The sequence below is a fragment of the Streptomyces physcomitrii genome (genome assembly GCF_012273655.1).
Taxonomy (GTDB): domain Bacteria; phylum Actinomycetota; class Actinomycetes; order Streptomycetales; family Streptomycetaceae; genus Streptomyces; species Streptomyces physcomitrii.
The window spans coordinates 212,677-236,527 of record NZ_JAAWWP010000010.1; the positions used below are offsets into that span (position 1 = coordinate 212,677).

Below are 23,851 nucleotides of genomic sequence, written 5' to 3' on the forward strand. Positions count from 1 at the left end.
AGTGCGCTCCAAGCAAGCACCGGCCGGCGGGCGCGGCCGGGACGTCGCGCCAAGGGCCCGGCCGAAGCCGCTCCGGCTGCCCCGCGGCCGGGTGCGCGCCGGGGTCCGGCCCGCCCCGCGCCTGGCTGCCGCACTGTCCGGGCCGCCCGATAGGCTCGCCGCCATGGAGAGCCTGGCCCTGACCGAGAACTGGCCCGTACCGACCGCCGCCGCCGCGGTCGTCCGCGCGGACGGGAGCGTGGCGGGTGTCCGCGGGCCCGCGGACACCCGGTTCGCGCTGGCCTCGGTGACCAAACCGCTGGCCGCGTACGCCGTCCTGGTCGCCCTGGAGGAGGGCGCGCTCGAACTCGACGAGCCCGCCGGGCCCGAGGGCGCGACCGTACGGCATCTGCTCGCGCACACCAGCGGGCTCGCCTTCGACGAGCACCGCGTCCAGGCGGCCCCCGGCGAGCGGCGGATCTACTCCAACGCGGGCTTCGAGGTGCTCGGCGAGCATCTCGCGAAGGCCTCCGGCATCGACTTCACGGAGTATCTGCGCCAGGCCGTGCTGGAACCGCTCGGCATGGGCGCCACCTCGCTCGACGGCTCGCCCGCCAAGGACGGCGTCTCGACCCTGGCCGACCTGACCCGCTTCGCCGCCGAGCTGCAGGCGCCCCGGCTGCTCGACATACGCACCCTGGCCGAGGCGATGACCGTGCAGTACCCGGGCACCAAGGGCGTGCTCCCCGGATACGGCCACCAGAGCCCGAACGACTGGGGGCTCGGCTTCGAGATCCGGGGCGCCAAGTCCCCGCACTGGACCGGGCGTTCGTCCTCGCCGCGGACCTTCGGCCACTTCGGCCAGTCCGGGACCTTCCTGTGGGTGGACCCGGACGCGGGGGCCGCCTGCGTGGTGCTGACGGACCGGGACTTCGGGCCGTGGGCCGTCGAGGCCTGGACGCCGTTCACGGACGCGGTGCTCGCCGAACTCTGAGGCGGCGCCCGCCGGAAGGCGGGTCCGCGCCACGGCGCTCAGCCCGCCGCCGGTGGCGCCCAGCCCGCCGCCATCTCCCACAGCAGCACCTCGGCCGCCCGCCCCGCGGTGAGCAGGCGGTCCTTCGCGCCGGTGATCCGCGCCGCGTCGCCCGGGCCGAGCTGCGCCGGGTGCGCGCCGTCGAGGGTGACGGCCCCGCGCACCACGTGCAGATAGAGGAAGTCGGCGTCCGGGACCGCGGTCCGCTCACCGGCCGCGAGCCTGCGGGTGTGCAGCAGGGCACCGGCGGCGGGCAGGGCGTAGGGCGTGGAGTCGGCTATGCCCCGCACGATCGTGTAGGACGGTTCGCCGCCGGGCTCGCGCGGGGCCAGCCACATCTGGACGAAGACCAAGGGGCCCTCGCCGTCGTTGCGTTCGACATGGCGCACTCCGCCGCCCGCGCTGAGGTGCTGCACATCGCCGGGGCGGACCAGGGTCTCGTGGCCGGTGGAGTCGCGGTGGGTCAGCTCGCCCTCGACGACCCAGGTGACGATCTCGGTGTGGCTGTGCGGGTGCTCGTCGAAGCCGGCGCCGGGGGCCAGGCGCTCCTCGTTGCAGGCGAGGACCGCGCCGAAGCGCAGGTTGTCCGGGTCGTAGTGGGGCCCGAAGCTGAAGGCGTGCCAGGTGCTGATGCCCCGGCCCGGGTCGCCGCCTGGATAGCGCTCACCGGAGCGCCGTAGGTCCGTCACAGCCTCCACGGTAGGGCCTTTCGCGGCGGGGGCCCTCACCCCGGCGCCGCACCCGCTTGCCCCGATGAGGCAGTCTTGTCCCGTGCCAGAACCCGAAGAGAGCTCCCCCTCACCCGCCGCCGCGAAGGGCCATCCGCACCCCGCGACCCTCAAGCGTCTGGAGAAGTCCTCCGGCTCACTGGCCGCCCAGGCCATCGCGCGGATGGACGAGACCCTGCCCTGGTACCGGGCGATGCCGCCGGAGAACAGGTCCTGGATCGGGCTCGTCGCGCAGGCCGGTATCGCGGCCTTCACCGAGTGGTTCCGGCACCCGGACGCGCCCCAGGCCATCTCCACCGATGTCTTCGGCACCGCGCCCCGCGAGCTGACCCGGGCCATCACCCTGCGCCAGACCGTGGAGATGGTGCGCACCACCATCGAGGTCATGGAGTCCGCGATCGAGCAGGTCGCGGCGCCCGGCGACGAGTCGATGCTGCGCGAGGCGCTCCTCGTCTACGCCCGCGAGATCGCCTTCGCCACCGCGCAGGTCTACGCCCAGGCCGCGGAGGCCCGCGGCGCCTGGGACGCGCGACTCGAATCCCTCGTGGTCAACGCGGTGCTCTCCGGCGAGGCCGACGAGGGCGCCATCTCCCGGGCCGCCGCGCTCGGCTGGAACTCCCCCGAGCACGTCTGCGTGGTCCTCGGCACCGCGCCCGACGGGGACAGCGAGCTCACCGTGGAGGCGATCCGGCGCGCGGCGCGGCACGCGAAGCTCCAGGTCCTCACCGGGGTGCTCGGCACCCGCCTGGTGGTGATCGCGGGCGGCAGCAACAACCCGCTCCAGGTGGCGAAGTCGCTGATCGGGCCGTACGCGGCGGGCCCGGTGGTGGCCGGTCCCGTGGTGCCCGACCTGCTGGCCGCGACCCGTTCCGCGGGGGCCGCCGCGGCGGGCCTGAAGGCCTGCTCGGCCTGGCAGGACGCGCCCCGCCCGGTGCTCGCGGACGATCTCCTGCCCGAGCGCGCGATCGCCGCCGACCCCGCGGCGCGCGAGCAGCTGGTGGAGGAGATCTACAGACCGCTGGAGGAGGCGGGCTCGGCCCTCCTGGAGACGCTGAGCGTCTATCTGGAGCAGGCCAGCAGCCTCGAAGGCGCCGCCCGGATGCTCTTCGTTCACCCCAACACCGTGCGCTACCGGCTCCGACGTGTGACTGACGTCACCGGATGGTCACCTTCCGATGTACGCTCCGCCTTCACCCTGCGGATCGCCCTCATCCTCGGACGTCTGGCCGACAGGGAGACCCAGACCTAGCCTCTTGTCGGATACCCACAATTACCCCCACGGTTCTTCGTCCCTGTCCCCACGGGCGGGCGGGGCCGTCCTCACGAGAGAGTGTGAGTGTGCTCGTACTCGTCGCTCCCGGCCAGGGTGCCCAGGCCCCCGGCTTCCTGACCCCCTGGCTCGAACTGCCCGGCGCCGCCGACCGCGTCGCCGCGTGGTCGGACGCCATCGGCCTCGACCTCGCCCACTACGGGACCGAGGCCGACGCCGACGCCATCCGTGACACCGCCGTGGCACAGCCGCTGCTCGTGGCCGCCGGACTGCTGTCCGCCGCCGCCCTCGGCGAGGTCGCGCCCGGCGCCGTCGCGGGCCACAGCGTCGGCGAGATCACCGCCGCCGCCTACGCGGGCGTCCTGGACGAGGTCGCCGCGCTGAAGTTCGTACGGGCCCGGGGCCTGGCGATGGCCGAGGCGGCCGCCGTGACCGAGACCGGCATGGCCGCGCTCCTCGGCGGCGACCCCGAGATCGTCCTGCCGCACCTGGAGAAGCTCGGCCTGACCGCCGCGAACGTCAACGGCGCCGGGCAGCTGGTCGCCGCGGGCACCGCGGAGCAGCTCGCCGCACTGGCCGCGGAGAAGCCCGAGGGCGTGCGCCGGGTGGTGGCGCTGAAGGTCGCGGGCGCCTTCCACACCCGCCACATGGCCCCTGCGGTGGAGGTCCTCCAGGAGAGCGTGCGGGAGCTGACCGTGCGCGACCCGGAGTTCACCTATGTCTCCAACCGGGACGGTCGGACCGTCTCCACGGGGGCCGAGATCATGACGCGCCTGGTGGGGCAGATCGCGAACCCGGTCCGCTGGGATCTGTGCCTGGAGAACTTCAAGGAGCAGGGCGTCACCACGTTCATCGAGGTGTGTCCCGGCGGCACCCTCACCGGCATCGCCAAGCGCGCCCTGCCCGGCGTGCGGACCCTGGCGCTGAAGACCCCGAAGGACCTGGACGCCGCGCGTGAGCTGATCGCGCAGTCGGCAGCCTCCGCCGGACCGGCGCAGGCGTGACAAGGAGCCACGAGAGCATGGCGAAGATCCGCGCCGCCAAGGGCGCTCCGTACGCCCGCATCATGGGCGTGGGCGGCTACCGCCCCACCCGTGTCGTGCCCAACGAGGTCATCCTGGAGCGGATCGACTCCTCCGACGAGTGGATCCGCTCGCGTTCCGGCATCGCGACCCGGCACTGGGCGAACGACGAGGAGACCGTCTCGGCGATGTCCGTCGAGGCGGCCGGCAAGGCGATCGCCGACGCCGGGATCTCGCCGGAGCAGGTCGGCGCGGTGGTCGTCTCGACCGTCTCGCACTTCGCGCAGACCCCCGCGGTGGCCACCGAGATCGCCGACAAGGTGGGCACCCGCAAGGCCGCCGCCTTCGACATCTCCGCGGGCTGCGCGGGCTTCGGCTACGGACTCACCCTCGCCAAGGGCATGATCGTCGAGGGCTCCGCCGAGTACGTCCTGGTCATCGGCGTGGAGCGGCTCTCCGACCTCACCGACCTGGACGACCGCTCCACCGCCTTCCTGTTCGGCGACGGCGCGGGCGCGGTCGTGGTGGGCCCGGCCACCGAGCCGCACATCGGCCCCAGCGTCTGGGGTTCGGAGGGCGACAAGTCCGAGACCATCAAGCAGACCCTGCCGTGGACCGACTACCGCGTCGGCGATGTCGCCCACATCCCCCTGAACGCACGGGGCGAGGTGAAGTTCCCCGCCCTCACCCAGGAAGGCCAGGCGGTCTTCCGCTGGGCCGTTTACGAGATGGCCAAGGTCGCCCAGCAGGCGCTGGACGCGGCCGGGATCAGCGCGGCCGACCTGGACGTCTTCATCCCGCACCAGGCCAACATGCGGATCATCGACTCGATGGTGAAGACCCTGAAACTGCCGGAACACGTCACGGTCGCCCGGGACGTCGAGCACACCGGCAACACGTCGGCCGCTTCGATTCCGCTTGCGATGGAGCGGCTTCTGGCGACCGGCGAGGCGAAGAGCGGCGACACCGCTCTCGTCATCGGCTTCGGGGCGGGTCTCGTCTACGCTGCCACGGTCGTTACTCTCCCGTAGGCAGCGTACGGATCTTCCGTATGTCCTCCGTTTCAAGTCGCCACACCCTCTGATACACACCGAAGGAGCGCCACAATGGCCGCCACTCAGAAAGAGATCGTCGACGGTCTCGCCGAGATCGTGAACGAGATCGCCGGCATCCCGGTCGAGGACGTCCAGCTGGACAAGTCCTTCACCGACGACCTGGACGTCGACTCGCTGTCCATGGTCGAGGTCGTCGTCGCCGCCGAGGAGCGTTTCGACGTGAAGATCCCCGACGACGACGTCAAGAACCTCAAGACCGTCGGTGACGCGACCGAGTACATCCTCAAGCACCAGAGCTGAGAGTCCGCCGGGCACCCGGAGCCCGGACGCTCCGCCACCCGGCGGTGGCGCCGCCTGAAACCCTCCTGAACCGCTGGAGAAAGAGAATTCCTGTGAGCTCGACCAATCGCACCGTGGTCATCACCGGTATCGGCGCAACCACACCGCTGGGTGGCGACGCGGCCACCACCTGGGAGGCACTCGTCGCCGGCCGCAGCGGCGTCGGCCTGCTCCAGCAGGAGTGGGCGGCGGAGCTGCCGGTCCGTATCGCGGCGCAGGCGGCCGTCGACCCGGCCGAGATCCTGCCCCGGCCGCAGGCCCGCAAGCTGGACCGTACGGCGCAGCTGGCGCTGATCGCCGCCGCGGAGGCCTGGCAGGACGCCGGGTACTCGGGCCGCGCCGGCGAGGAGGCCGAGATCGCCCCCGAGCGGCTCGGCGCGGTCATCGCCTCCGGCATCGGCGGCGTGACCACCCTGCTCGACCAGTACGACGTGCTCAAGGAGAAGGGCGTACGCCGCGTCTCCCCGCACACCGTGCCGATGCTGATGCCCAACTCCCCCGCCGCCAACGTCGGTCTGCAGGTCAACGCCCAGGCCGGGGTGCACACCCCGGTCTCGGCCTGCGCCTCGGGCGCCGAGGCGATCGGCTACGCGGTCGAGATGATCCGCACCGGCCGCGCCGACGTGGTCCTCGCCGGGGGCACCGAGGCGAGCATCCACCCGCTGCCCATCGTCGCCTTCGGCAACATGATGGCGATGTCCAAGAGCAACGACGACCCCGAGGGCGCCTCCCGGCCCTACGACGCCGACCGCAACGGCTTCGTGATGGGCGAGGGCGCCGGAGTCGTCGTCCTGGAGTCCGAGGCGCACGCGAAGGCGCGCGGGGCGAAGATCTACGCCGAGGCCGTGGGCCAGGGCGTCTCCGCGGACAGCCACCACATCACCCAGCCGGAACCCTCCGGCAAGGGCATCGCGCACGCCCTGCAGAACCTGGTCGACAACAACGACCTGAAACCCGCGGAGATCGCGCACGTCAACGCGCACGCGACCTCCACCCCGCTCGGCGATGTCGCGGAGATCAAGGCGCTGCGCCAGGTCTTCGGCGACGACGTCGACCACATGGCGGTCTCCGCCACCAAGTCGATGACGGGTCATCTGCTCGGCGGCGCGGGCGGCGTGGAGACCGTGGCCACGGTCCTCGCGCTGAAGAACCGGCTGGCCCCGCCGACCATCAACATCACCAACCTCGACCCGGAGGCCGACGCGGACGTGGTCCGCGACTCCCCCCGCCCGCTGCCCGAGGGCCCGATCGTCGCGCTCAACGACTCCTTCGGCTTCGGCGGCCACAACGTGGTGCTCGCCTTCCGCACCGTGCAGTAGTCCCGGACCGCACCACGCCGGTGGCCCGCCCCTCGTCCCGGGGGCGGGCCACCGGCGTATCGGCAACGGGAAGGATCTGCGGCGGGGCGGCTCAGACGACCTGGTGCAGCCAGCGGACCGGGGCGCCCTCGCCCGCGTACCGGAAGGGCTCCAACTCGTCGTCCCAGTCCTTGCCGAGGAGCCGGGACAGCTCGGACTCCAGCCGGCTCTCGCCGCGCTGGGCCCGGGTGAGCGCGGCGCGCAGCCGGTCCTCGGGGACCAGGATGTCGCCGTGCACACCGATGACGGCGTGGAAGATGCCCAGGGCGGGGGTGGCGCTGTACCGCTCGCCCTCGGTGCCCTCGGCGGGTTCGGCGGTGACCTCGAAGCGCAGCAGGTCCCAGCCGCGCAGGGCGGAGGCGAGGCGGGAGGCGGTGGCGCTCTCCCCGCGCCAGGAGAACTCGGCTCTCCAGGTGCCGGAGGCCGCGGGCTGGCGGATCCAGTCGAGGTTCACCCGCGTACCGAGCACGCTCGCGACCGCCCATTCGACGTGCGGGCACAGCGCGCGCGGAGCCGAGTGCACGTACAGAACTCCCCGTGTCGTCACCGGTACCTCCAGTCGGTACGAGTTCGCCTCCGTGCGGCCTCGCGACCTTGCCGAGCGATTTCCCCAAATCGGACATAGCTTGCGTGATGTAACTTAGCGGAACCGGTGCCGTGTGGCGTCACCGGTCCGAGTGGCCTCGTCGCCACCGGGGTGACGCCGGCGCCTTCCCCCTGCGGAAGGGGCCCGGCACCGCCACGGGGCGAGGCTACCGTGCGGCGCTGTGCGGAGTACGGCGGAGCGGCCTTCCTGTTACCCGCGGATACAAAGCCTTCACCCGGGAGGATGCCGGTGCCCGGCGCATAGGGCGGGGCCCGGGTGGGCAGGGCCTCACCGAGCGGCGGAACTCCTGGCGCCGCCCGCACGTCAAGCAGGGGACGGAAGAGACGGACCGACCGGGATGGTTATGCGAACCAGCCGCAGGCACACCGCAGTTGCCGGTACCGCACTGCTCGCCGCCGTGACGCTCGGCGGCTGCAGTCTGCTCGGCGACGGCTCACCGGAACCGGGCGCTTCTTCCACCCGGTCGGCCCAGGGCCCGAAGGCGGAACCGGCCTGGGACGTCTCGCCGCGTTCGATGGCCGCCGTCGGGGACTCCATCACCCGGGGCTTCGACGCCTGCAGCGTGCTCTCCGACTGCCCGGAGGCCTCCTGGGCGACCGGCAGCGACAAGGAGGTGCGCAGTCTCGCGGTGCGCCTGCTCGGCACCGGCGCGGCCGAGCACAGCTGGAACTACGCCCGTTCGGGGGCGCGGATGGCCGATCTGCCCGCCCAGCTGGACCGCGCCGCGGCGCACCGCCCCGAGCTCGTCACCGTGATGGCCGGGGCCAACGACGCCTGCCGGGACTCCACCGCCGCGATGACCCCGGTCGAGGACTTCCGCGCGCAGTTCTCCGCCGCGCTGCACCGGCTGCGCGAGGACCTGCCGCGCACCCAGGTGTACGTGGCCAGCGTGCCCGACCTGAAGCGGCTCTGGTCGCAGGGGCGCACCAACCCGCTGGGCAAGCAGATCTGGAAGCTCGGCATCTGCCCCTCGATGCTGGCGGACGCGGACGACCTCGCGCCGAAGGCCACCGAGCGCCGCGCCACCGTGCTCGACCGGGTCGTCGCGTACAACAAGGCGCTGCGCGAGGTGTGCGCCGAGGACAAGCGCTGCCGCTTCGACCAGAACGCGGTCTTCGACTACCCCTTCGGCACCGGCCAGTTGAGCCCCTGGGACTGGTTCCACCCCGGCAAGAACGGCCAGTCGCGGCTCGCCGAGATCGCCTACCGCGGGATCACCGCGAAGGACCCCGAGGTCCGGGCCGCGCCCTGATCCCGCGCTCCGGCTCCGGGCCTGCGACACGGTCCGCGCCCCGGGTGCCGGGCCTGCGCCGGGCGGCCGGGCGCGGCGCATACCCTCGGTCCATGCGCAGAGAAGACTTCGGCACCCTCGACGACGGTACGGCCGTCCACCGCTGGACCCTCGAATCCGCGGGGGTGCGGGTGCGCGTCCTGACGTACGGCGGCATCGTGCAGTCGGCCGAGGCTCCCGACCGGCGGGGCCGCACCGCCGAAGTGGTGCTCGGCCACCCGGATCTGAAGGGCTATCTGACGCACACCGGGCCCTACTTCGGCGCGCTGGTGGGGCGGTACGCGAACCGGATCGCGGGCGGCCGCTTCGTCCTGGACGAGCGCAGCTACTCCCTGGCGCCCAACGACGGCGAGAACAGCCTGCACGGCGGCGCACACGGTTTCGACAAGAAGGTCTGGGAGGCGGAGGAGGTCGACGACGGCCTGCGCCTGTCCCGGGTGAGCGCGCACGGCGAGGAGGGGTTCCCCGGCCGCCTGGAGGTCTCGGCGACCTACTCGCTGGACGAGAACGGCGCCCTGCACGTGGCCTACGAGGCGGTCACCGACGCCCCGACCGTGGTCAACCTGACGAACCACACGTACTGGAACCTCGGCGGCGTCGAGGAGGGCCGGGCCGCCTCGACCGCCGAGCACCGGCTGCGGATCGTCGCGGCGCGGCTGACCCCGGCGGGCCCGGACGGCATCCCCACGGGTGAGTTCGCCCTGGTGGAGGACACCCGTTTCGACTACCGCAGGGCCCGGCCGCTCGGTTCGGGGCTCGACCACAACTTCGTCCTGGACAAGGGGGTCACCCCGCTTCCGGAGGAGTTCGCCGAGCTGGGCGACCCCGGCAGCGGGCGGGTGCTGACGCTGTCCACCACCGAGCCCGGCGTGCAGGTCTACACCGGCGACCACCTGGACGGCGAGCCCTTCGGCCCCGGTCAGGGCGTCGCCCTGGAGACCCAGCACTTCCCCGACTCCCCCAACCGGCCCGGCTTTCCGCCCACCGTGCTGCGGCCCGACGAGGTCTACATGTCCGAGACGGTGTACGCGCTCGGCGTCCTCGACTGAGCCGCGCGCAGCGGGCGTCCACCCGGCACGGACGGGACAGAGGGGGCGGCGGCGAGTGATTCCCGCCACTTCGGATTCACAGGTTCGGCCACTACGGTTTCGCAGATGCCCCACGCCGGACCTGAAAGAGCCGCCGCCACGTCCGCTCCGCAGGACTTCGCGTCCGCCCGCGCCTCACCCGCCGCGGCGGACCGGGCGCGGGCACCGGGCGCCGGACCGGCCGCTCGGCAGGACGGCGGCAGGCCCGCCCCGGCGGTCCGGGACCCCTTCCTCGACAACGCCAAGTATCTGACGATCCTCTGTGTGGGCGTCGGCCACTTCCTGGAGCCGCTCAGCCACGGCAGCCGCTCCACCGAGGCCCTGTACTTCGCGATCTACGCCTTCCACATGCCGGCCTTCATCCTCATCTCCGGCTATCTCTCCCGCAGTTACACCGGCACCCGCAACCAGGTGGTCCGCCTGATCGCCGGGGTGGCCCTGCCGTATCTGATGATCCAGTTCTGCTACACGCTCTTCATGCGCTGGGCCGCCGACGACCCCGACCGTGAATTCGCCTTCAACAAGCCGGGGTTCGCGCTGTGGTTCCTGGTGGCGCTGTTCCTGTGGCGACTGACGACCCCGCTGTGGAAGAACCTGCGGCATCCGCTGGCCGTCTCCCTGGTGGTGGCCGTCGCCGCGAGCATGACCCCCTCGATGGGCGAGGACTTCTCGCTCATGCGGATGTTCCAGTTCCTGCCGTTCTTCGTGCTCGGACTGCTGCTGCGGCCCGAGCACTTCTCCTTCCTCGGCCACCGCGCGGTACGCGCCGCCGCGCTGCCGATACTGCTCTGCGCGCTGGTCGTCGCCTACTGGGCGGTGCCGCGGATGGACCCGGCGTGGTTCGGCCGCACCCGCTCCGTCGACGAGTTCGGGGTGCCGACCTGGGCGGGCGTCGTGATGTTCGTGGCGCTCTTCGGCGCCGGTCTGTTGATGAGCGCCTGCTTCCTCGCCTGGGTGCCGCGCCGCCGGACCTGGTTCACCGCACTGGGCGCGGGCACCCTCTACGCGTATCTGCTCCACATCTTCCTGGTGAAGTCCTCGCGCGAGTTCGACTGGTACGAGCCCGAGTGGCTGCAGCAGCCGCTGAGCCGGGTCCTCGTCGTCCTGCTGGCCTGCGCCGTGATGACCGTGCTGTGCACTCCGGTGGTCCGGCGGGCCTTCCGGTATCTGGTGGAGCCGCGGGCGGGGTGGCTGTTCGTGCGGGTGGAGGGCAAGTAGGGGCGGGGGAAGGAGGGGTGGGTGGGGGGTGTGTGACGGGTGACAGGTGACAGATGACGGATGACGGATGACGGATGACGGATGACGGATATTGATATCTGTCATCCGTTATCCGTCACCTGTCACATGTCACCCGCCATCGCTCACCCACCACTCCTCCACTCCCCTCCGGCCACCTCAGCCCGCGCGGCCCCCGCGGCACCAGCCCGGACGGCTTCCGCCTCCCCCGACTCCTCCCCCAGCAGCCGCCGGGCGAGCAGGGTGGCCCCCGCGACCGCGCCCGGCATCAGGAACACCGCGACGAAGGGCACCAGGAAGGTGGCGGCCAGGGGTGCACCGAAGCCCCAGACGAGGCGCTTGTGGGAGCGCAGCAGGGCGAGGCGTTCGCGGAGTTCGACGCCGCGCCGCTGGAGGGCGATGGCGGTCAGCTCCTCGGTGAGGAAGAAGCCGGTGACGAAGATTCCCACCACCGGGACCACGGTCTGCCCCGCCACCGGCACGAAGCCGCAGGCGAAGAGGAGCACGCCCCAGAGCCCGGCCCGCAGAAGGATCCGCAGACTGTCGCGGGCGGAGATCCACAGCTCGCGCAGCAGGGGCAGGCCGGACTCGGGGGCGAGGCCGTCCGGGGAGACGCTGCGGTCCACGCGTTCCGAGAGCTTCTCGTAGAAGGGCTGGCCGACGAGGAGGGTGACCGCGGTGAAGGTGAGCACCGAGAGCAGGAGCGCGAGGGCGAAGAGGACCACCGTGAGCAGGCCCCGGAACAGGCCCTGCCAGGGCGAGGACCAGTCGTCGGCGAAGGGTGTCGCCCAGCCGACGAGCTCGGAGCCCCACAGGGCGAGCGAGGTCAGCGCCGCCGCGTAGAGGACCAGGGTGAGGAGTCCGGGCAGCAGCCCGAGTCCGTAGCTCCGGCCGTGGGCGGCGACCCACCGCTGCCCTTTGACCAGTTGTTCGAAGCCCGCCCCGAGATCACCCATGACCGGCACTTTACCCGCGGGGCGGTGCCGCTTCCGGGGGTGCCCCCGCGAGGGCCGTGTCCCCGGAAGCGGCGCCTTCCGCGAGCCGCTGGCGCTCTCAGCCGAGGGTGACGAGCGCCTTGCCGGAGTTCTCGCCGCGGAGCATGCCGAGGAAGGCCTCCACGCCGTTCTCCACGCCCTGGTAGACCTGTTCGCGGTAGGTGAGTTCGCCGGAGCGGATCCAGGCGGAGACCTCCTGGACGAACTGCGGCTGGAGCGCCTTGTGGTCGCTGACGAGCAGGCCCTGCAGGCGCAGCCGCTTGCCGATGATCTGGGTGAGGTTGCGGGGCGCGGGGGTCGGCTCGGTGGTGTTGTAGACGGAGATCATTCCGCAGATGACGGCGCGGCCGAAGACGTTGAAGGAGGAGAGCGCGGCCTCCAGGTGCTCGCCGCCGACATTGTCGAAGTAGAGGTCGATGCCCTCGGGGGCGGCCTTCTTCAGCTGCTCGGCGACCGGACCGTCCTTGTAGTTGAAGGCCGCGTCGAAGCCGTACTCCTCGGTGAGCTGGCGCACCTTCTCGGCCGAGCCCGCGGAGCCGACGACCCGGGCAGCGCCCTTGAGCCGGGCGATCTGGCCGACCTGGCTGCCCACCGCGCCCGCGGCGCCGGAGACGAAGACGGTGTCGCCGGGCTTGAAGGAGCCGACCTCCAGGAGACCCGCGTAGGCGGTCAGGCCGACCATGCCGAGCACCCCGAGGTAGGCGGAGAGCGGGGCGAGCGAGGGGTCGACCTTGGTGGCCTGGGCGGCCGGCACCTCGGCGTAGTCGCGCCAGCCGAGGGGGTGCAGCACGGTGTCGCCGACCGCGAAGCCCTCGGCGGCGGAGGCGACGACCTCGCCGACCGCGCCGCCGTCCATCGGCTGGTCCAGGCGGTAGGGCGGTACGTAGGACTTGGCGTCGTTCATCCGGCCGCGCATGTACGGGTCGACGGAGAAGTGCAGGTTGCGCACCAGGACCGAGCCCTCGGCCGGGGCCGTCAGCGGGATCTCGCGGAGCGCGAAGTCCTCGGGGACCGGCCAGCCCTCGGGGCGCCGGACCAGGTGCCAGGCACGGGCGGCGGCGGGGAGGGCCGGGGCGGAGGGGGCGTCGGACATAGGGGTCACCTTTCGGAATGCTTCACCAGGTGAAACAAACATGCCTCTGGATATTTCATGGTGTCAAGTAACTGGGTAAGGTGGTGTCCATGGGCACAGGCAACACCACCCCGGACCCGCTGACCCTGGAGGTCGTCGACCTCATCGGCAGTGTCGTGGCCCGCTACCACCAGGAGTACGAGGAAGCGGCGGCCCGTCACGCGCTGACCGGCCCGCAGGCCCGGCTGCTCGGCCTGCTCTCCCTGGAGCCGCTGCCCATGCGGCGCATCGCCCAGCGGCTGAAGTGCGAGCCCTCGAACATCACCGGGATGGTGGATCGCCTGGAGGCCCGCGGCCTCGTCGAGCGGCGCCCCGCCCCCGACGACCGCCGGGTCAAGCTCGCGGCGCCGACCGAGGAGGGCCTGCGCACCGCCCGGGGCCTGCGCGAGTCCCTGGACTTCGCCCGCGAACCGCTCTCCGCGCTCACCGAGGCGGAACGGCTCGCCCTGCGCGATCTGCTGCAGCGCATGCTCGGCGACGAGGGCGAGAACGCGGGCTGAGGACGAGGCCGGAGAGGACGGCCGAGAAACCGGCGGCGCTGGAACCGGACCGCCGGGCGGGGCTCAAGCCGCCGCCGGGTGCCTCACAGACACCACCACAGCCAGGGGTTGCAGGTCTCCGAGGGCTCTTCGGTGGGCGTGGGTTCCTCGGTGGCGGGCGGCGGAGTACTGCCCGGGGCTTCGGTGGTGCCGGTGTCGGGGGGTGTGGTGGCGCCGGGCTCCGAGGGGGTGCCCTCGTCCTCGGTGTCGCCACCGCCCGGTGTGCCGTTCTCCTCGTCGCCCTTGCCCTTGCCGTCCTTCTCCGCGTCCCCGTCCTTGCCCTTCTCCTTCTCCTTCTTGCTCGACGAGGGCGAGGCGGTGCCGGAGGCGGACTCCCCGGCGGAGGCTCCGGGCGAGGGGCTCTCGCCGGGCGCGCTGTCCTCGCCCCCGGCCGAGGCGGAGCTGCCGTCCTCGCCGGTTCCCCCCTCGGGCACCGAAGCGGCCCTGGGCGTCTGGAAGGGGGCCTCGATAGCGAGTTCGGCGAGGCTCAGGGCGCCCGCGGCGAGGACGATCCCGGTGGCCACGAGCAGGACCCGGCGCCGCTTGCGCCGGTGCGTACGGTTCTTGGCGTTCTTCGCGCGCCGGCCGCCGCCGCGGGAATCGCGCGGGCCCTCGGTCCCGCGGGAGTCGCGCGGACCCTCGCTCTCCGCCTTCCTGGCGCGGGAGTTGCGGGCCCGCCGGTTCTGCGCGCGGCCGCCGTGCGAGGCGGGAGCCGGGGCGCCGGCCTCGCCCTCCCCCCGGGGCTCGTCGGCGCGGGCCCGCCCGTACGCGCGGCAGGCCTCGGCGGGAGTGGCGCAACCCGGGCAGACAAGGGCGCCGTTGAGATGCCGACGGCAGGGCTGGCAGTAATCCATGACGGTCGAAGGCTAGGGCGCGGGCATGACACACCGGAAGCGCGCGCTGTGAAAGTTGTGTGCAAGGGGGTTTGCCGTCGGCGTGGTGCCTGACCAGGAGGCCGGGGCGCACGATACGGACCTCTCGGCCGGGATGGGTCAGGATGGGGACATGCCCACCGACCCGAGCGCCGGTCCGCCTGACGGGAAGCGGCCGGAGCCCTTCACCCCGCTCGACTTCCAGCTGGTGCTGTTGCGCCGGATGGCCGACCACCACCCGGAACTCGTCGAGGAGGCCCGCCGCGAGCTGGGCGCCTCGGCCACCCGGATGCGGAAGGCCAACCGCCGCTGGCAGGCGATGCTGCGGTCCCCGGGCGGGAGTCGCGGCGCCGGTCTCCACCGCTCCGTACTCGGCCCGCCCGAGCGCGAACTCACCCGCCGGTTGGGCGAGTTGGAGTGCACCGCGCTGCTCTGGCCGGTGCCGCTCTGGCCCTCCCTGCGCTTCGAGGTGCTGCTCGCGCCCGGCGGCGCCCGCTGGAACGAGTGGCTGATCCGCGCGCCGGGAGCCGGTCCCGCCGCCCCGCGCACCACGGCGGACCTGCGCCCCTGGACGTACACCGTGGCGGAGGTGGCGGGCGCCTTCGCCCCGGCCCGGCCCCTTGAGGGCACCGCGCCCACCCGCTGGGGCCTGGCCTTCGAGGCACCCGACGCGCAGGGGCGGCGGCGGGCCTGCGTCGCCGAGTTCACCTGGGGCCTGCTCCAGCGCTTCCGTATCCGCGACGAGGAGACCGAGGCACCCGCAGGCCCCTGAGAACCGGGCACCGGACGTGCCGCTTGACCTTCCCCTTCGGGCAAGCCGCAGCATCGGGAGCACCGGGCGAAGGGCCCGGTACGAGGAGGACGGCATGCGGCAGGGACCAGGGCGGGACGAGGACGGGCGGCGGCTGCTGACCATCGGCGCCTTCGCCAGGGCCGCCCGGCTCTCACCGAAGGCGCTGCGGCTCTACGACGAACTGGAGCTGCTGCGCCCGGCCGAGGTCGATCCGGACACCGGCTACCGCCGTTACGCCCCGGGCCAGTTGGCGCAGGCGCGGCTGGTCGCCTGGCTGCGCCGGCTCGGGATGCCGCTCGCGCGCATCCGCGAGGTGACCGCGCTTCCCCGGGCCGAGGCCGCCGCCGAGATCCGCGCCTACTGGGCGGGGGTCGAGGCGGAGACGGCCGCCCGCCGGGATCTGGCCGCCTTCCTCGTGGACCAGCTCTCGCGCCCGTCGCCCACGGCGGCGCCGGACGCACCGGGAAACGGAGAACCACGGATGACCTCTCGGACACTCTCCCTGCGCTTCGCCTCGGCGACCGACGCGGGACTGATACGGCCGGTGAACCAGGACGCGGCGTACGCGAGCGCGCGGGTGCTCGCGGTCGCGGACGGCTTCGGGGCGGGCGGCGCCGAGGCGAGCAGCGCCGCCGTGGAGTCGCTGCGGCAGCTGGACGGGGCCGACGTCCCGCCCGGCGGCGTACTGAACCTCCTGGAGGACGTGAGCCTGCGGGCCGACGAGGCGGTGCGCGAGGCCGCCGAGGGCGACGCCTCGGTGGGCACCACGCTGACGGCGCTGCTGTGGACCGGCGCCGAACTGGGCCTGGTCCACATCGGGGACTCCCGCGCCCTGCTGCTGCGCGAGGGCGAGCTGCTGCGCATCACCCAGGACCACACCCCTGTCCAGGCCCTCCTGGACGAGGGCCGCCTCACCGCGCAGGAGGCCGCCTCCCATCCGCAACGCGCCCTGCTGACACGGGCGTTGACCGGCGCCGGAGCGGTCGGCGCGGGCACCCCCGGTGACCGGTCGCCGGACCTGCGCCTCCACGAGGCGCGGCCCGGCGACCGCTGTCTGCTCTGCTCGGACGGGCTGTACTCGGTGGTCCCGGCCGAGGAGCTGCGCGCGGCGCTCGCCGCGGCGGACACCCCCGGGGACGCGGCGGCCGAACTGGTGCGGCTGGCCCGTGCGGCGGGCGGTCCGGACAACATCAGCTGCGCGGTGGCCGACGTCCCCACCCCGTGACCCAGGTCTCGCTCCGCCCCCCGGTCCGCGCCCTGGGCACCCCTCAGTCTCCGGGCGGCCGGACCGGGCGCGAGGCCCCGGTGGTACAACGGCCGGGTGGATCACGGCACCGCGGCCACCGGCGACCACCCCGGACCGCCGCGGGCCGCCCCCTGAACACCGATGACCACCGATGACCGCCGAAGGCAAGGAGTACGCGTCATGCCCCCTCTGTTCCCGGCCCTCCAGCAGGGCTCGGATCTGCCTGCCGTCCAGTTCGGCGAGCGCTCCCTGAGCTACGGGGAACTCTTCGCGGCCGCCGAGGCGCTGGCGGCGCGACTGGACGGGGCGGTCCGGGTGGTGGTCTGGGCGACCTCCTCGCTGGAGACCGCGGTGGGCGTGGTGGCCACGCTGAGCGCGGGGGTGCCGGTCGTCCCGCTGAACCCGAAGTCCGGCGCGAGCGAGCTGGGGCACATCGTCTCCGACAGCGCCCCCTCCCTGGTGCTCGCCGCCCCCGGCGACGAACTCCCGCCCGCCCTCGCCGACTTGCCCCGGATCGACATCGACGTGCGGGCCACCGCACCCGCGGACCGCACCCCCGTCGCCCGGGCGGAGGACGATCCGGCGCTGGTCGTCTACACCTCCGGCACCACCGGCCCGCCCAAGGGCGCGGTGCTCTCCCGCCGCGCGGTCGCCGCCACCCTGGACGCGCTGGCGGACGCCTGGCAGTGGACCGAGGAGGACGTCCTCGTGCACGCCCTGCCGCTCTTCCATGTGCACGGGCTGATCCTCGGCGTCCTCGGCCCGCTGCGCCGGGGCGGTGCGGTGCGCCACCTCGGACGCTTCGGCACCGAGGCGGTCGCCAGGGAGCTGACCAAGGGCGGCACCATGCTCTTCGGGGTGCCGACCATGTACCACCGCATCGCCGAGTCCCTGGAGACCGAGCCCGAGCTCGTCGAGGGGCTGCGCCGGGCCCGGCTGCTGGTCTCCGGCTCGGCGGCGCTGCCGGTCCACGACCACGAGCGCATCCACGCCGCCACCGGCTGCCGGGTGATCGAGCGGTACGGCATGACGGAGACCCTGATCACCACCTCGGTACGGGCGGACGGCCGGCCCCGCGCCGGAACCGTGGGGGTGCCGCTGGCCGGGGTCGAACTGCGCCTGGTGGACGAGCAGGACGGACTCGTACCCGAGGACGACCCGGAGGGCGTGGGCGAGATCCAGGTGCGCGGCCCGAACCTCTTCACCTCCTACCTCAACCGCCCCGAGGCGACGGCGGAGGCCTTCGCGCCGGGCGGCTGGTTCCGCACCGGGGACGTGGCGGTGCGGGAGGCGGACGGCTATGTGCGCATCGTGGGCCGCAAGGCCACCGACCTGATCAAGAGCGGCGGCTACAAGATCGGCGCCGGGGAGATCGAGAACGCCCTGCTCGAACACCCGGGGGTGCGCGAGGCCGCGGTCACCGGCGAACCGGACGCGGACCTCGGCGAGCGGGTCCTCGCCTGGATCGTCCCCGCCGACCCGGCCGCGCCGCCCGCCCTGGCGGAGCTGTCCGACCACGTCGCCGCCCGCCTCTCCCCGTACAAGCGGCCCCGCGCGGTGCGCTATCTGGACCGGCTGCCGCGCAACGACATGGGCAAGGTGCTCAAGCGCACGCTGGGCAACGACTGAGCGCACGGGGCGAGTTGACGCCCCCCCCCGCCCCCTGGGGCAGCGCACGGAACCGTACATACGAACAGGCAAGCAGGTGTTCCCTTGAACAGGTGATCATCGCGCGAGAGATTGCGCGGGGTCCTCGTGACGGACGATGCTTACGGTGCGCAAGTGACGGGCTGCAGACCGTGATTGCGACTCCCGGGCTCATGTCCCGAACGGAGTACGGGAGTTGGTCCCACACAGCACGACCATCAAGGAGAACCACGCACCATGAACTTCCTCACTGACGTCCTCGCCGGTCTGATCCACCTCGTGGGCTGGCTCGTCTGAGCCGAGACCCACGAGGACCGGCCGACGTCGACCCGACGTCGCAGGCGGCGCCGTCTCCCCCGTCCCAGGGGAGGCGGCGCCGCCGCGTGCGGGGGCCTCTCTTCCGGGGCAGGCCCTCGCGTCGGTGCCCGAGGGCCGTCCTGCCGCCCTGCCCGTACGGCGTCCCCTTCGTACACCGTCTAGTACGCCGTCCTACTCGTACGCCGTCCCGTCCCCCGCGCCGTCCCGCGCGGACCGCTCGCCGCGGGAGCCGCACCGCGGCCGTCCACCCCTCGGCCTCCCGGCCCCCGGGCTTCCCGGCTTCCCGGGCTTCCCGAGCACCGCGGGCCTCCCCCGCCCCGAGCCCCGAGCCCCGAGCCCCGAGGGGACCCCACCCCGGAAGCACCCCCGCACCCCAAGATCACCCAGTCGACCCAAGAAGGGTCCCCCCGCCGCGACTTCACCGCGACGGCCCCCGCCCGGACCAGCTCAGCGCGCGGATATGCCCGTTTCGGCGGACGATTTTCCCAGGACCGCCGACCGGCGCTCCGTCCGGTCGCCCTCGGGAGGATCACCATGACCGCCAGTCTGGAGGCGCTGCGCCGCTGCCATCTCGCCGTCGACCTGGGTGCGGCCAGAACCCGGGTGTACGTCAAGGGCGCGGGCGTCGTCGTCGACGAGCCCAGCGCGGCGGCGGTGAACACCCGGACCGGCGCGCTGATCGCCGTAGGGACGTTCGCGGAGCAGATGACGGGCCGCACCCCCCACTACATCCGGGTGGTCCGCCCGATCTCCGGCGGCACGGTGGTGGACATCGAGATGGCCCAGCGCATGCTGCGGCACCTGATCGGCGAGAAGCTCCGCCGCAATCTGCGGCGCAACCTCCGGCTGCGGGCGGCCGTCTGCACCCCGCACGAGGCGGATCCGCTGGCCCAGCGCGCCGCGATCGAGACCATGGTGGGCCTCGGCGCCCGCCGGGTGGAACTGGTGGACACCCTGGTCGCCGCCGCCGTGGGCTGCGGTCTTCCGGTGGAACGCCCCGAGGCCACCATGATCATGGCCTGCGGGGCCGCGACCACCCAGGTGGCCGTCCTCTCCCTCGGCTCCATCGTGCGCGCCGAACGCGTACCGGTCGGCGGCGAGGCCATCGACCACGCGATCGTGCAGCACCTGCGGCAGGCCCATGAACTCGTCACGCCCAGCCAGTCGGTGCGCCCCCTGCAACTCTCGCTCTCCGGGGGCGGCCTGGCCCAGGACGGCCCCGCCTCCACCGAGGTGCACGGCCGGGACGTGGCCACCGGGGTGACCCGCTCGGTCCAGGTCGACAACGCGGCCGTACGCCGCGCCATCCGCACCCCGCTGACCGCCGTGCTCGACGGCATCGGCAGGGTGCTGCGCGACTGCCCGCCCGACCTGGTGGCCGACCTCGCCGACACCGGCATCATGATGGTCGGCGGCAGCGCCCTGCTGCCCGGCTTCGACGACATGGTGCGGACGTACACGGGCATGCCGGTGCACATCGCGGAGCGCCCCGAGATGTGCGCGGTACGCGGCGTCGGCGCCATGCTGGAGGGCGAGATCCGCCCCCTGGTGCTCGACCCCCTCGCCTGACCCGCCCGGAGCGGCGAAGGCCTCTCGCACCATGACCGGCCCCGACCGGCACGGCGAACCCCCGGACGAGGCGGTTCCGGCGAACGCAGCGGTTCCGGCGGATGAAGCAGCTCCTGCGGAGAAGGCGGTTCCGGCGGACGAGGAAGCCCCCGACGCCGAACTGCCGCGCCTGCCCCCGCTGTTCGAGGCCGTCCTCTCCATCGGCGGCGACATCGAACTGCCCGCCACCCTCCAGGGCGTCGTCGACCAGGCGACCTCCCTGACCGGCGCGCGCTGCGGGGTGCTCGCCGTGCTCGACCTCCTCTACGGCCGCCCGCCGGAGCTGTGGACCGCGGGCGTCGGCGCCGCCGACCGCTCCCGGCTGCGGCGGCGGCCGCACGGCCACGACGGACTCCTCGGCGTGCTCGGCCGGGCCGCCCAGCCGGTCCGCTTCACCGAGCCCGCGCTGCCCGGCGCCGAGGCCTGGCTCGGGATGCCGGTCCGGGTGGACGAGACGGTCTACGCGCTGCTCTACCTCGCCGAGGACCCGGCCGCCCCCTTCACCGAGCACGACTCCCAGATCCTGCGGCTGATCGCGGCGCACGCCGGGGTCGCCGTCGGCAACGCCCAGCTCTACGAGACCGCCCGCCAGCGCGAGCACTGGATCGCCGGCACCGCTGCCGTCACCACCGCGCTGCTCACCGGCGAGGGCTCCGCGGACGCGCTGACCATCGTCGCCGAGCAGGCCCGCCGCCTCGCCGACGCCGACGCGGGCGTCATCCTGCAGCCCACCGCCGAGGGCGGCATGGAGGTGGTCACGGCGGCCACCGACCGCGACCCGGGCGGGCTGATCGGCACCACCATCGAGCCGGGCAGCGAGATCCTGGAACAACTCCTGGCCGGCGAGCCGGTGTTCATCGACGGCTCCACGAACGACCCCCGGCTCGGCGGGCAGGTCACCGCCCACCGCTTCGGCCCCAGCATGCTGCTCCCGCTGGAGGCCGACGGGCGGCTCATCGGCACCCTGGCCCTGCCCCGGCGCCTGCGCGGCCGCCCGTACACCCATGTGGAGCGGCTGCTCGCCGCGCAGTTCGCCTCGCAGGCGGCGCTGGCGCTGGTCCTCGGCGAGATGCAGCGCAGCCGCGAACGCCTCGCCGTCTTCGAGGACCGCGACCGGATCGCCCGCGACCTGCACGATCTCGTGGTCCAGCGCCTCTTCGCGACCAGCATGATGCTGGAGTCCACCGAGCGCCGGTCCGGCGAGGACGGGGTACGCCATCTCCTGGGGCGGGCCGTCGACGAACTCGGCTCCACCATCCAGGAGGTCCGCACCACCATCTTCACCCTCCAGCAGCCCCCCGCGGACGCCCCCACCACCTTCCGCGGCCGGGTCCTCCTGGAGACCGCGGGCGCCGCCGCGGTCCTCGGCTTCCAGCCCTCGGTGCAGTTCTCCGGCGCCCTCGACCACGTCGTCGGGGACCTGGCCACCGGGCGCCTGCTCGCCACCCTGCGCCGCGCCCTGGCGACCGCCTCCCGCCGCGGCGGGGTCAGCCGCATCGAGGTCTCGGTGGCCGCGGTCCCCCTCCCGGACGGCCGCCCCGGCGTCCGGCTCCGCGTCCACGACGACGGCCGCCCCGACGAGTCCCCTCCTTCGGGCTCTCCGGGCAGCGGCGAGCACACTTCCGGTACGACGGTGGAGCGGGACCCGGACGGCGGCACGACGGTCACCTGGGAGTCACCGCTGTGAGGGGAGCGAGGGGTGCCGGGAGCGGACGCGGGAGCGGGAGCCGGTGCCACTCGTCCGGGGGCACCCGGCACTCGTATCCCGGTCCCCGCGCAGGGCGTTCGCCTGCGGGAACCGCCGGGGCACTACGCGCGTCCTCATGCCTGAAGCGAAGCCGACCACGCGACGCGGGAGATCGTATAAGCGGCTATGCTGCGGCAGACGGCGCGCACAAATGTGCGCGACTCGCCGTAACGGGGCGGTAGCTCAGCCGGTTAGAGCAGCGGACTCATAATCCGTCGGCCGTGGGTTCGAGTCCCACCCGCCCCACCGCACGGTTCTGGCAGAGGACCGTTTCCACCCGCGGAAGCGTGGGGCCGGGGTCGCCACTCCGCGAGGGTGCTCCCCGTTCAGCCGCTGGCACCAAGACCGAGTGGACGCACGGGGGACGCGGGGCCGAGCCGCCCGGTCTGTCCCGGATGGCCGGATGAAGGGGCGCCTTCCGCGGGCCCTCACCGTTGAGAACGAGGCAGGCAACAGGCCCTGCGCCCTGACCTACGACGCCTACGACGCCTACGACGCCTACGACCACGGTGCCTCGTCGGTCGCGGTGAAGCAGTACTTCTTCCAGGTGCCCTTGCGGCTCTGAGCGAGGGTCGGCACCGCGCACGCTCGTACCTTGAAGGTCTTGCCGACCACGACCATGGGCGTGAACTGGTCGTGGTCGGACTCCACCACCGCGCTCTGTGCGCCGTCGGCGGAGGACACGTTGACCTCGTCGCCCACTTCGCCGGTGGTGATCCGCGCCCACACCGCGCCGCACCGCCGGGAGTAGCGGAAATGCAGCGTGGCCGGGTTGTTCTCCTCGCGCTGGTAGGTCACCGCGTCCGCGGTGCAGCCGCCGGTCTCCTTCGGACTCTTGCCCTCGCACCCCTTCCCGGGGCAGGGCTGGGCCGCGGGCGGCGAGTCGGGCGGGAAGATCTCCCCCCACAGGCCGGTGGCCAGCGCGGTGGTGAAGCTGCCCAGGACCACGGTCAGGATGCTCAGGGTCGCCGTCGCGTGCGAGGCAGGGTGCCAGGCAAAGCGCCAGCCTCGGCCGATCCGGCGCGCGGCACCACTGCGCAGGCGGCTGAACCAGCCCGGCGGCGGTGTGGGAGCCGGGGCGGGATCGGTGCTCATGCCGCCCCGAGGTGCGTCCGTGCCCGCGCACGGGTTGCCCTCGGACCCGCGACCTGGCGGTACGGGGGCACTGCGGCTCCGTAGGCTCTGCTGACGCCTGCTCCGGGTGTGGTCATGCCGGCTCACCTCACCTTGGGTGACCACCGCGATGGGCGGGGACCCTGTCAGGTTCCCGGAGGGCACTGACGGCACGTCAGACGACTACCGGCCATTGTCCAGACCATTCATGGTGGTGATTCCCGGGGCGAAGAACGGACCCCCGCGGACGGCCGCCCGACCAGGACCCCTCGGCCGCCGGTCCGCGTCCCCCTCCCCACGCACTCCCTACGGCCGAGCCCGCCGCCCCGCCACCCCAGGCACCGCACGCTGCCCCCCGGGCAGGCCCCGCTGCCCCGGCACCACGTGCTGCGCCCCCGGTCTCGGTGCCGCGGGTGTGCGCATGCGGCGGCCGAGGGCGATGCCCAGTTGGAAGCGGTTGTCGACGCCGAGGGTGTCCATCAGGGAGCGGAGGATGTTGGTCACGGTACGGGGGCTGACCCCGAGGCGGTGGGCGGCACTGGCGTCCGTGTGGCCGGCGATCAGCAGGGAGATGAGTCTGCGCTGCCGTTCGTCGAGCGGCAGTGTCTTCTCTTCCCTGCCGCACAGCGGCCGTTCGAGCCTGCGGTCCATCCGGGTCCCCTCCCTGAGCGCGTCCCCGGGCACCGTGCCCCTCGGAGTGCCGAGGGGCACGGTGCCCGGCTGATCCGAGCTTGGGGTGTGATCCGTTCCAGAAGCCAGGAAAGCCGGGCTGTTGGGGACGCTGGAATACGAAAAGGGGTGCTGAGCTGCGCAAACATGGGCCGCCTGGAACGGG

The 23,851-nt window shown here is 73.2% G+C and carries 22 protein-coding genes and 1 tRNA gene; 16 read left to right on the forward strand and 7 right to left on the reverse strand.

What is annotated here, in order from left to right:
• The first annotated feature begins 163 nt into the window (after nt 1–163).
• The gene (locus tag HFV08_RS18060) at nt 164–973 is read left to right on the forward strand and encodes a serine hydrolase domain-containing protein (protein WP_168540731.1); all 810 of its coding nucleotides are present in this window, start codon (nt 164–166) and stop codon (nt 971–973) included.
• 38 nt (nt 974–1,011) lie between these two features.
• Here HFV08_RS18060 and HFV08_RS18065 read toward each other — a convergent pair whose 3' ends face one another.
• Nucleotides 1,012–1,701: a pirin family protein gene (locus tag HFV08_RS18065; RefSeq protein ID WP_168540733.1), complete on the reverse strand. Its 690-nt coding sequence runs from the start codon at nt 1,699–1,701 to the stop codon at nt 1,012–1,014.
• 82 nt (nt 1,702–1,783) lie between these two features.
• Here HFV08_RS18065 and HFV08_RS18070 point away from each other — a divergent pair, with 82 nt between their 5' ends.
• The 5 genes from HFV08_RS18070 (at nt 1,784) to fabF (ending at nt 6,745) form a co-directional block, all read left to right on the forward strand.
• The gene (locus HFV08_RS18070) at nt 1,784–2,989 is read left to right on the forward strand and encodes a PucR family transcriptional regulator (RefSeq protein WP_168540735.1); all 1,206 of its coding nucleotides are present in this window, start codon (nt 1,784–1,786) and stop codon (nt 2,987–2,989) included.
• 89 nt (nt 2,990–3,078) lie between these two features.
• Nucleotides 3,079–4,014, forward strand: coding sequence for an ACP S-malonyltransferase (locus tag HFV08_RS18075; protein WP_168540737.1), 936 nt, complete (start codon nt 3,079–3,081; stop codon nt 4,012–4,014).
• A 17-nt stretch (nt 4,015–4,031) separates the two neighbouring features.
• Nucleotides 4,032–5,063 carry a ketoacyl-ACP synthase III gene (locus tag HFV08_RS18080; protein ID WP_168540739.1) on the forward strand — a complete coding sequence of 344 codons (1,032 nt, stop codon included), beginning with the start codon at nt 4,032–4,034 and terminating at the stop codon, nt 5,061–5,063.
• Nucleotides 5,064–5,138: 75 nt separating this feature from the next.
• Nucleotides 5,139–5,387, forward strand: a complete 249-nt coding sequence (locus HFV08_RS18085; protein WP_040253918.1) for an acyl carrier protein — start codon at nt 5,139–5,141, stop codon at nt 5,385–5,387.
• A 92-nt stretch (nt 5,388–5,479) separates the two neighbouring features.
• Complete coding sequence (fabF, locus tag HFV08_RS18090; protein WP_168540741.1) at nt 5,480–6,745, forward strand: beta-ketoacyl-ACP synthase II; 1,266 nt, start codon at nt 5,480–5,482, stop codon at nt 6,743–6,745.
• Between the two features lie 91 nt (nt 6,746–6,836).
• Here the strand turns inward: fabF and HFV08_RS18095 are convergent, their stop codons facing one another.
• The gene (locus HFV08_RS18095) at nt 6,837–7,331 is read right to left on the reverse strand and encodes a DUF3145 domain-containing protein (RefSeq protein ID WP_168540743.1); all 495 of its coding nucleotides are present in this window, start codon (nt 7,329–7,331) and stop codon (nt 6,837–6,839) included.
• A 403-nt stretch (nt 7,332–7,734) separates the two neighbouring features.
• Here HFV08_RS18095 and HFV08_RS18100 point away from each other — a divergent pair, with 403 nt between their 5' ends.
• The 3 genes from HFV08_RS18100 (at nt 7,735) to HFV08_RS18110 (ending at nt 10,988) form a co-directional block, all read left to right on the forward strand.
• Entirely contained in the window at nt 7,735–8,643 is a 909-nt protein-coding gene (locus HFV08_RS18100) for an SGNH/GDSL hydrolase family protein (protein ID WP_168540824.1), read from the forward strand.
• 92 nt (nt 8,644–8,735) lie between these two features.
• Nucleotides 8,736–9,731 carry an aldose epimerase family protein gene (locus tag HFV08_RS18105; RefSeq protein ID WP_168540745.1) on the forward strand — a complete coding sequence of 332 codons (996 nt, stop codon included), beginning with the start codon at nt 8,736–8,738 and terminating at the stop codon, nt 9,729–9,731.
• 105 nt (nt 9,732–9,836) lie between these two features.
• Nucleotides 9,837–10,988 carry an acyltransferase family protein gene (locus tag HFV08_RS18110; RefSeq protein WP_168540747.1) on the forward strand — a complete coding sequence of 384 codons (1,152 nt, stop codon included), beginning with the start codon at nt 9,837–9,839 and terminating at the stop codon, nt 10,986–10,988.
• A gap of 143 nt (nt 10,989–11,131) precedes the next feature.
• Here the strand turns inward: HFV08_RS18110 and HFV08_RS18115 are convergent, their stop codons facing one another.
• Both HFV08_RS18115 and HFV08_RS18120 read right to left on the reverse strand, forming a co-directional pair.
• Nucleotides 11,132–11,962 carry an EI24 domain-containing protein gene (locus HFV08_RS18115; RefSeq protein ID WP_168540749.1) on the reverse strand — a complete coding sequence of 277 codons (831 nt, stop codon included), beginning with the start codon at nt 11,960–11,962 and terminating at the stop codon, nt 11,132–11,134.
• Nucleotides 11,963–12,059: 97 nt separating this feature from the next.
• Nucleotides 12,060–13,094: an NADP-dependent oxidoreductase gene (locus tag HFV08_RS18120; RefSeq protein WP_246341835.1), complete on the reverse strand. Its 1,035-nt coding sequence runs from the start codon at nt 13,092–13,094 to the stop codon at nt 12,060–12,062.
• A gap of 89 nt (nt 13,095–13,183) precedes the next feature.
• On the opposite strand from HFV08_RS18120, the gene HFV08_RS18125 reads away from it, so the two are divergent.
• Nucleotides 13,184–13,633, forward strand: coding sequence for a MarR family winged helix-turn-helix transcriptional regulator (locus HFV08_RS18125; protein ID WP_168540753.1), 450 nt, complete (start codon nt 13,184–13,186; stop codon nt 13,631–13,633).
• Nucleotides 13,634–13,716: 83 nt separating this feature from the next.
• On the opposite strand, the gene HFV08_RS18130 is transcribed toward HFV08_RS18125, so the two are convergent.
• On the reverse strand, nt 13,717–14,526 hold the full coding sequence (locus tag HFV08_RS18130; RefSeq protein ID WP_168540440.1) for an SCO2400 family protein: 810 nt from the start codon (nt 14,524–14,526) through the stop codon (nt 13,717–13,719).
• Nucleotides 14,527–14,677: 151 nt separating this feature from the next.
• On the opposite strand from HFV08_RS18130, the gene HFV08_RS18135 reads away from it, so the two are divergent.
• The 6 genes from HFV08_RS18135 to HFV08_RS18160 all read left to right on the forward strand — a co-directional run bounded on the left by HFV08_RS18135 (nt 14,678) and on the right by HFV08_RS18160 (nt 22,149).
• Nucleotides 14,678–15,316 carry a hypothetical protein gene (locus tag HFV08_RS18135; RefSeq protein WP_168540755.1) on the forward strand — a complete coding sequence of 213 codons (639 nt, stop codon included), beginning with the start codon at nt 14,678–14,680 and terminating at the stop codon, nt 15,314–15,316.
• Nucleotides 15,317–15,410: 94 nt separating this feature from the next.
• Nucleotides 15,411–16,562, forward strand: coding sequence for a MerR family transcriptional regulator (locus HFV08_RS18140; RefSeq protein WP_168540757.1), 1,152 nt, complete (start codon nt 15,411–15,413; stop codon nt 16,560–16,562).
• Between the two features lie 201 nt (nt 16,563–16,763).
• Complete coding sequence (locus HFV08_RS18145; protein WP_168540759.1) at nt 16,764–18,212, forward strand: acyl-CoA synthetase; 1,449 nt, start codon at nt 16,764–16,766, stop codon at nt 18,210–18,212.
• 870 nt (nt 18,213–19,082) lie between these two features.
• The gene (locus tag HFV08_RS18150) at nt 19,083–20,117 is read left to right on the forward strand and encodes a rod shape-determining protein (RefSeq protein ID WP_168540761.1); all 1,035 of its coding nucleotides are present in this window, start codon (nt 19,083–19,085) and stop codon (nt 20,115–20,117) included.
• A 31-nt stretch (nt 20,118–20,148) separates the two neighbouring features.
• The gene (locus HFV08_RS18155) at nt 20,149–21,843 is read left to right on the forward strand and encodes a GAF domain-containing sensor histidine kinase (RefSeq protein ID WP_168540763.1); all 1,695 of its coding nucleotides are present in this window, start codon (nt 20,149–20,151) and stop codon (nt 21,841–21,843) included.
• 232 nt (nt 21,844–22,075) lie between these two features.
• A tRNA-Ile gene (locus HFV08_RS18160) sits at nt 22,076–22,149 on the forward strand.
• A 252-nt stretch (nt 22,150–22,401) separates the two neighbouring features.
• Here HFV08_RS18160 and HFV08_RS18165 read toward each other — a convergent pair.
• On the reverse strand, nt 22,402–22,998 hold the full coding sequence (locus HFV08_RS18165; protein ID WP_168540765.1) for a DUF2690 domain-containing protein: 597 nt from the start codon (nt 22,996–22,998) through the stop codon (nt 22,402–22,404).
• A gap of 324 nt (nt 22,999–23,322) precedes the next feature.
• A complete protein-coding gene (locus HFV08_RS18170) occupies nt 23,323–23,667 on the reverse strand; it encodes a helix-turn-helix domain-containing protein (protein WP_168540767.1) in 345 nt (114 codons plus the stop codon).
• Nucleotides 23,668–23,851: the final 184 nt, after the last annotated feature.

Coding starts and splice junctions, on each gene's coding strand:
- HFV08_RS18135 (WP_168540755.1), top strand. CDS start 14,678: ATGCCCACCGACCCGAGCGCCGGTCCGCCTGACGGGAAGCGGCCGGAG.
- HFV08_RS18060 (WP_168540731.1), top strand. CDS start 164: ATGGAGAGCCTGGCCCTGACCGAGAACTGGCCCGTACCGACCGCCGCC.
- HFV08_RS18145 (WP_168540759.1), top strand. CDS start 16,764: ATGCCCCCTCTGTTCCCGGCCCTCCAGCAGGGCTCGGATCTGCCTGCC.
- HFV08_RS18130 (WP_168540440.1), bottom strand. CDS start 14,526: ATGGATTACTGCCAGCCCTGCCGTCGGCATCTCAACGGCGCCCTTGTC.
- HFV08_RS18140 (WP_168540757.1), top strand. CDS start 15,411: ATGCGGCAGGGACCAGGGCGGGACGAGGACGGGCGGCGGCTGCTGACC.
- HFV08_RS18110 (WP_168540747.1), top strand. CDS start 9,837: ATGCCCCACGCCGGACCTGAAAGAGCCGCCGCCACGTCCGCTCCGCAG.
- HFV08_RS18115 (WP_168540749.1), bottom strand. CDS start 11,962: ATGGGTGATCTCGGGGCGGGCTTCGAACAACTGGTCAAAGGGCAGCGG.
- HFV08_RS18125 (WP_168540753.1), top strand. CDS start 13,184: ATGGGCACAGGCAACACCACCCCGGACCCGCTGACCCTGGAGGTCGTC.
- HFV08_RS18080 (WP_168540739.1), top strand. CDS start 4,032: ATGGCGAAGATCCGCGCCGCCAAGGGCGCTCCGTACGCCCGCATCATG.
- HFV08_RS18100 (WP_168540824.1), top strand. CDS start 7,735: ATGCGAACCAGCCGCAGGCACACCGCAGTTGCCGGTACCGCACTGCTC.
- HFV08_RS18165 (WP_168540765.1), bottom strand. CDS start 22,998: ATGAGCACCGATCCCGCCCCGGCTCCCACACCGCCGCCGGGCTGGTTC.
- HFV08_RS18155 (WP_168540763.1), top strand. CDS start 20,149: ATGACCGGCCCCGACCGGCACGGCGAACCCCCGGACGAGGCGGTTCCG.
- HFV08_RS18150 (WP_168540761.1), top strand. CDS start 19,083: ATGACCGCCAGTCTGGAGGCGCTGCGCCGCTGCCATCTCGCCGTCGAC.
- HFV08_RS18085 (WP_040253918.1), top strand. CDS start 5,139: ATGGCCGCCACTCAGAAAGAGATCGTCGACGGTCTCGCCGAGATCGTG.
- HFV08_RS18105 (WP_168540745.1), top strand. CDS start 8,736: ATGCGCAGAGAAGACTTCGGCACCCTCGACGACGGTACGGCCGTCCAC.
- HFV08_RS18120 (WP_246341835.1), bottom strand. CDS start 13,094: ATGTCCGACGCCCCCTCCGCCCCGGCCCTCCCCGCCGCCGCCCGTGCC.
- HFV08_RS18170 (WP_168540767.1), bottom strand. CDS start 23,667: ATGGACCGCAGGCTCGAACGGCCGCTGTGCGGCAGGGAAGAGAAGACA.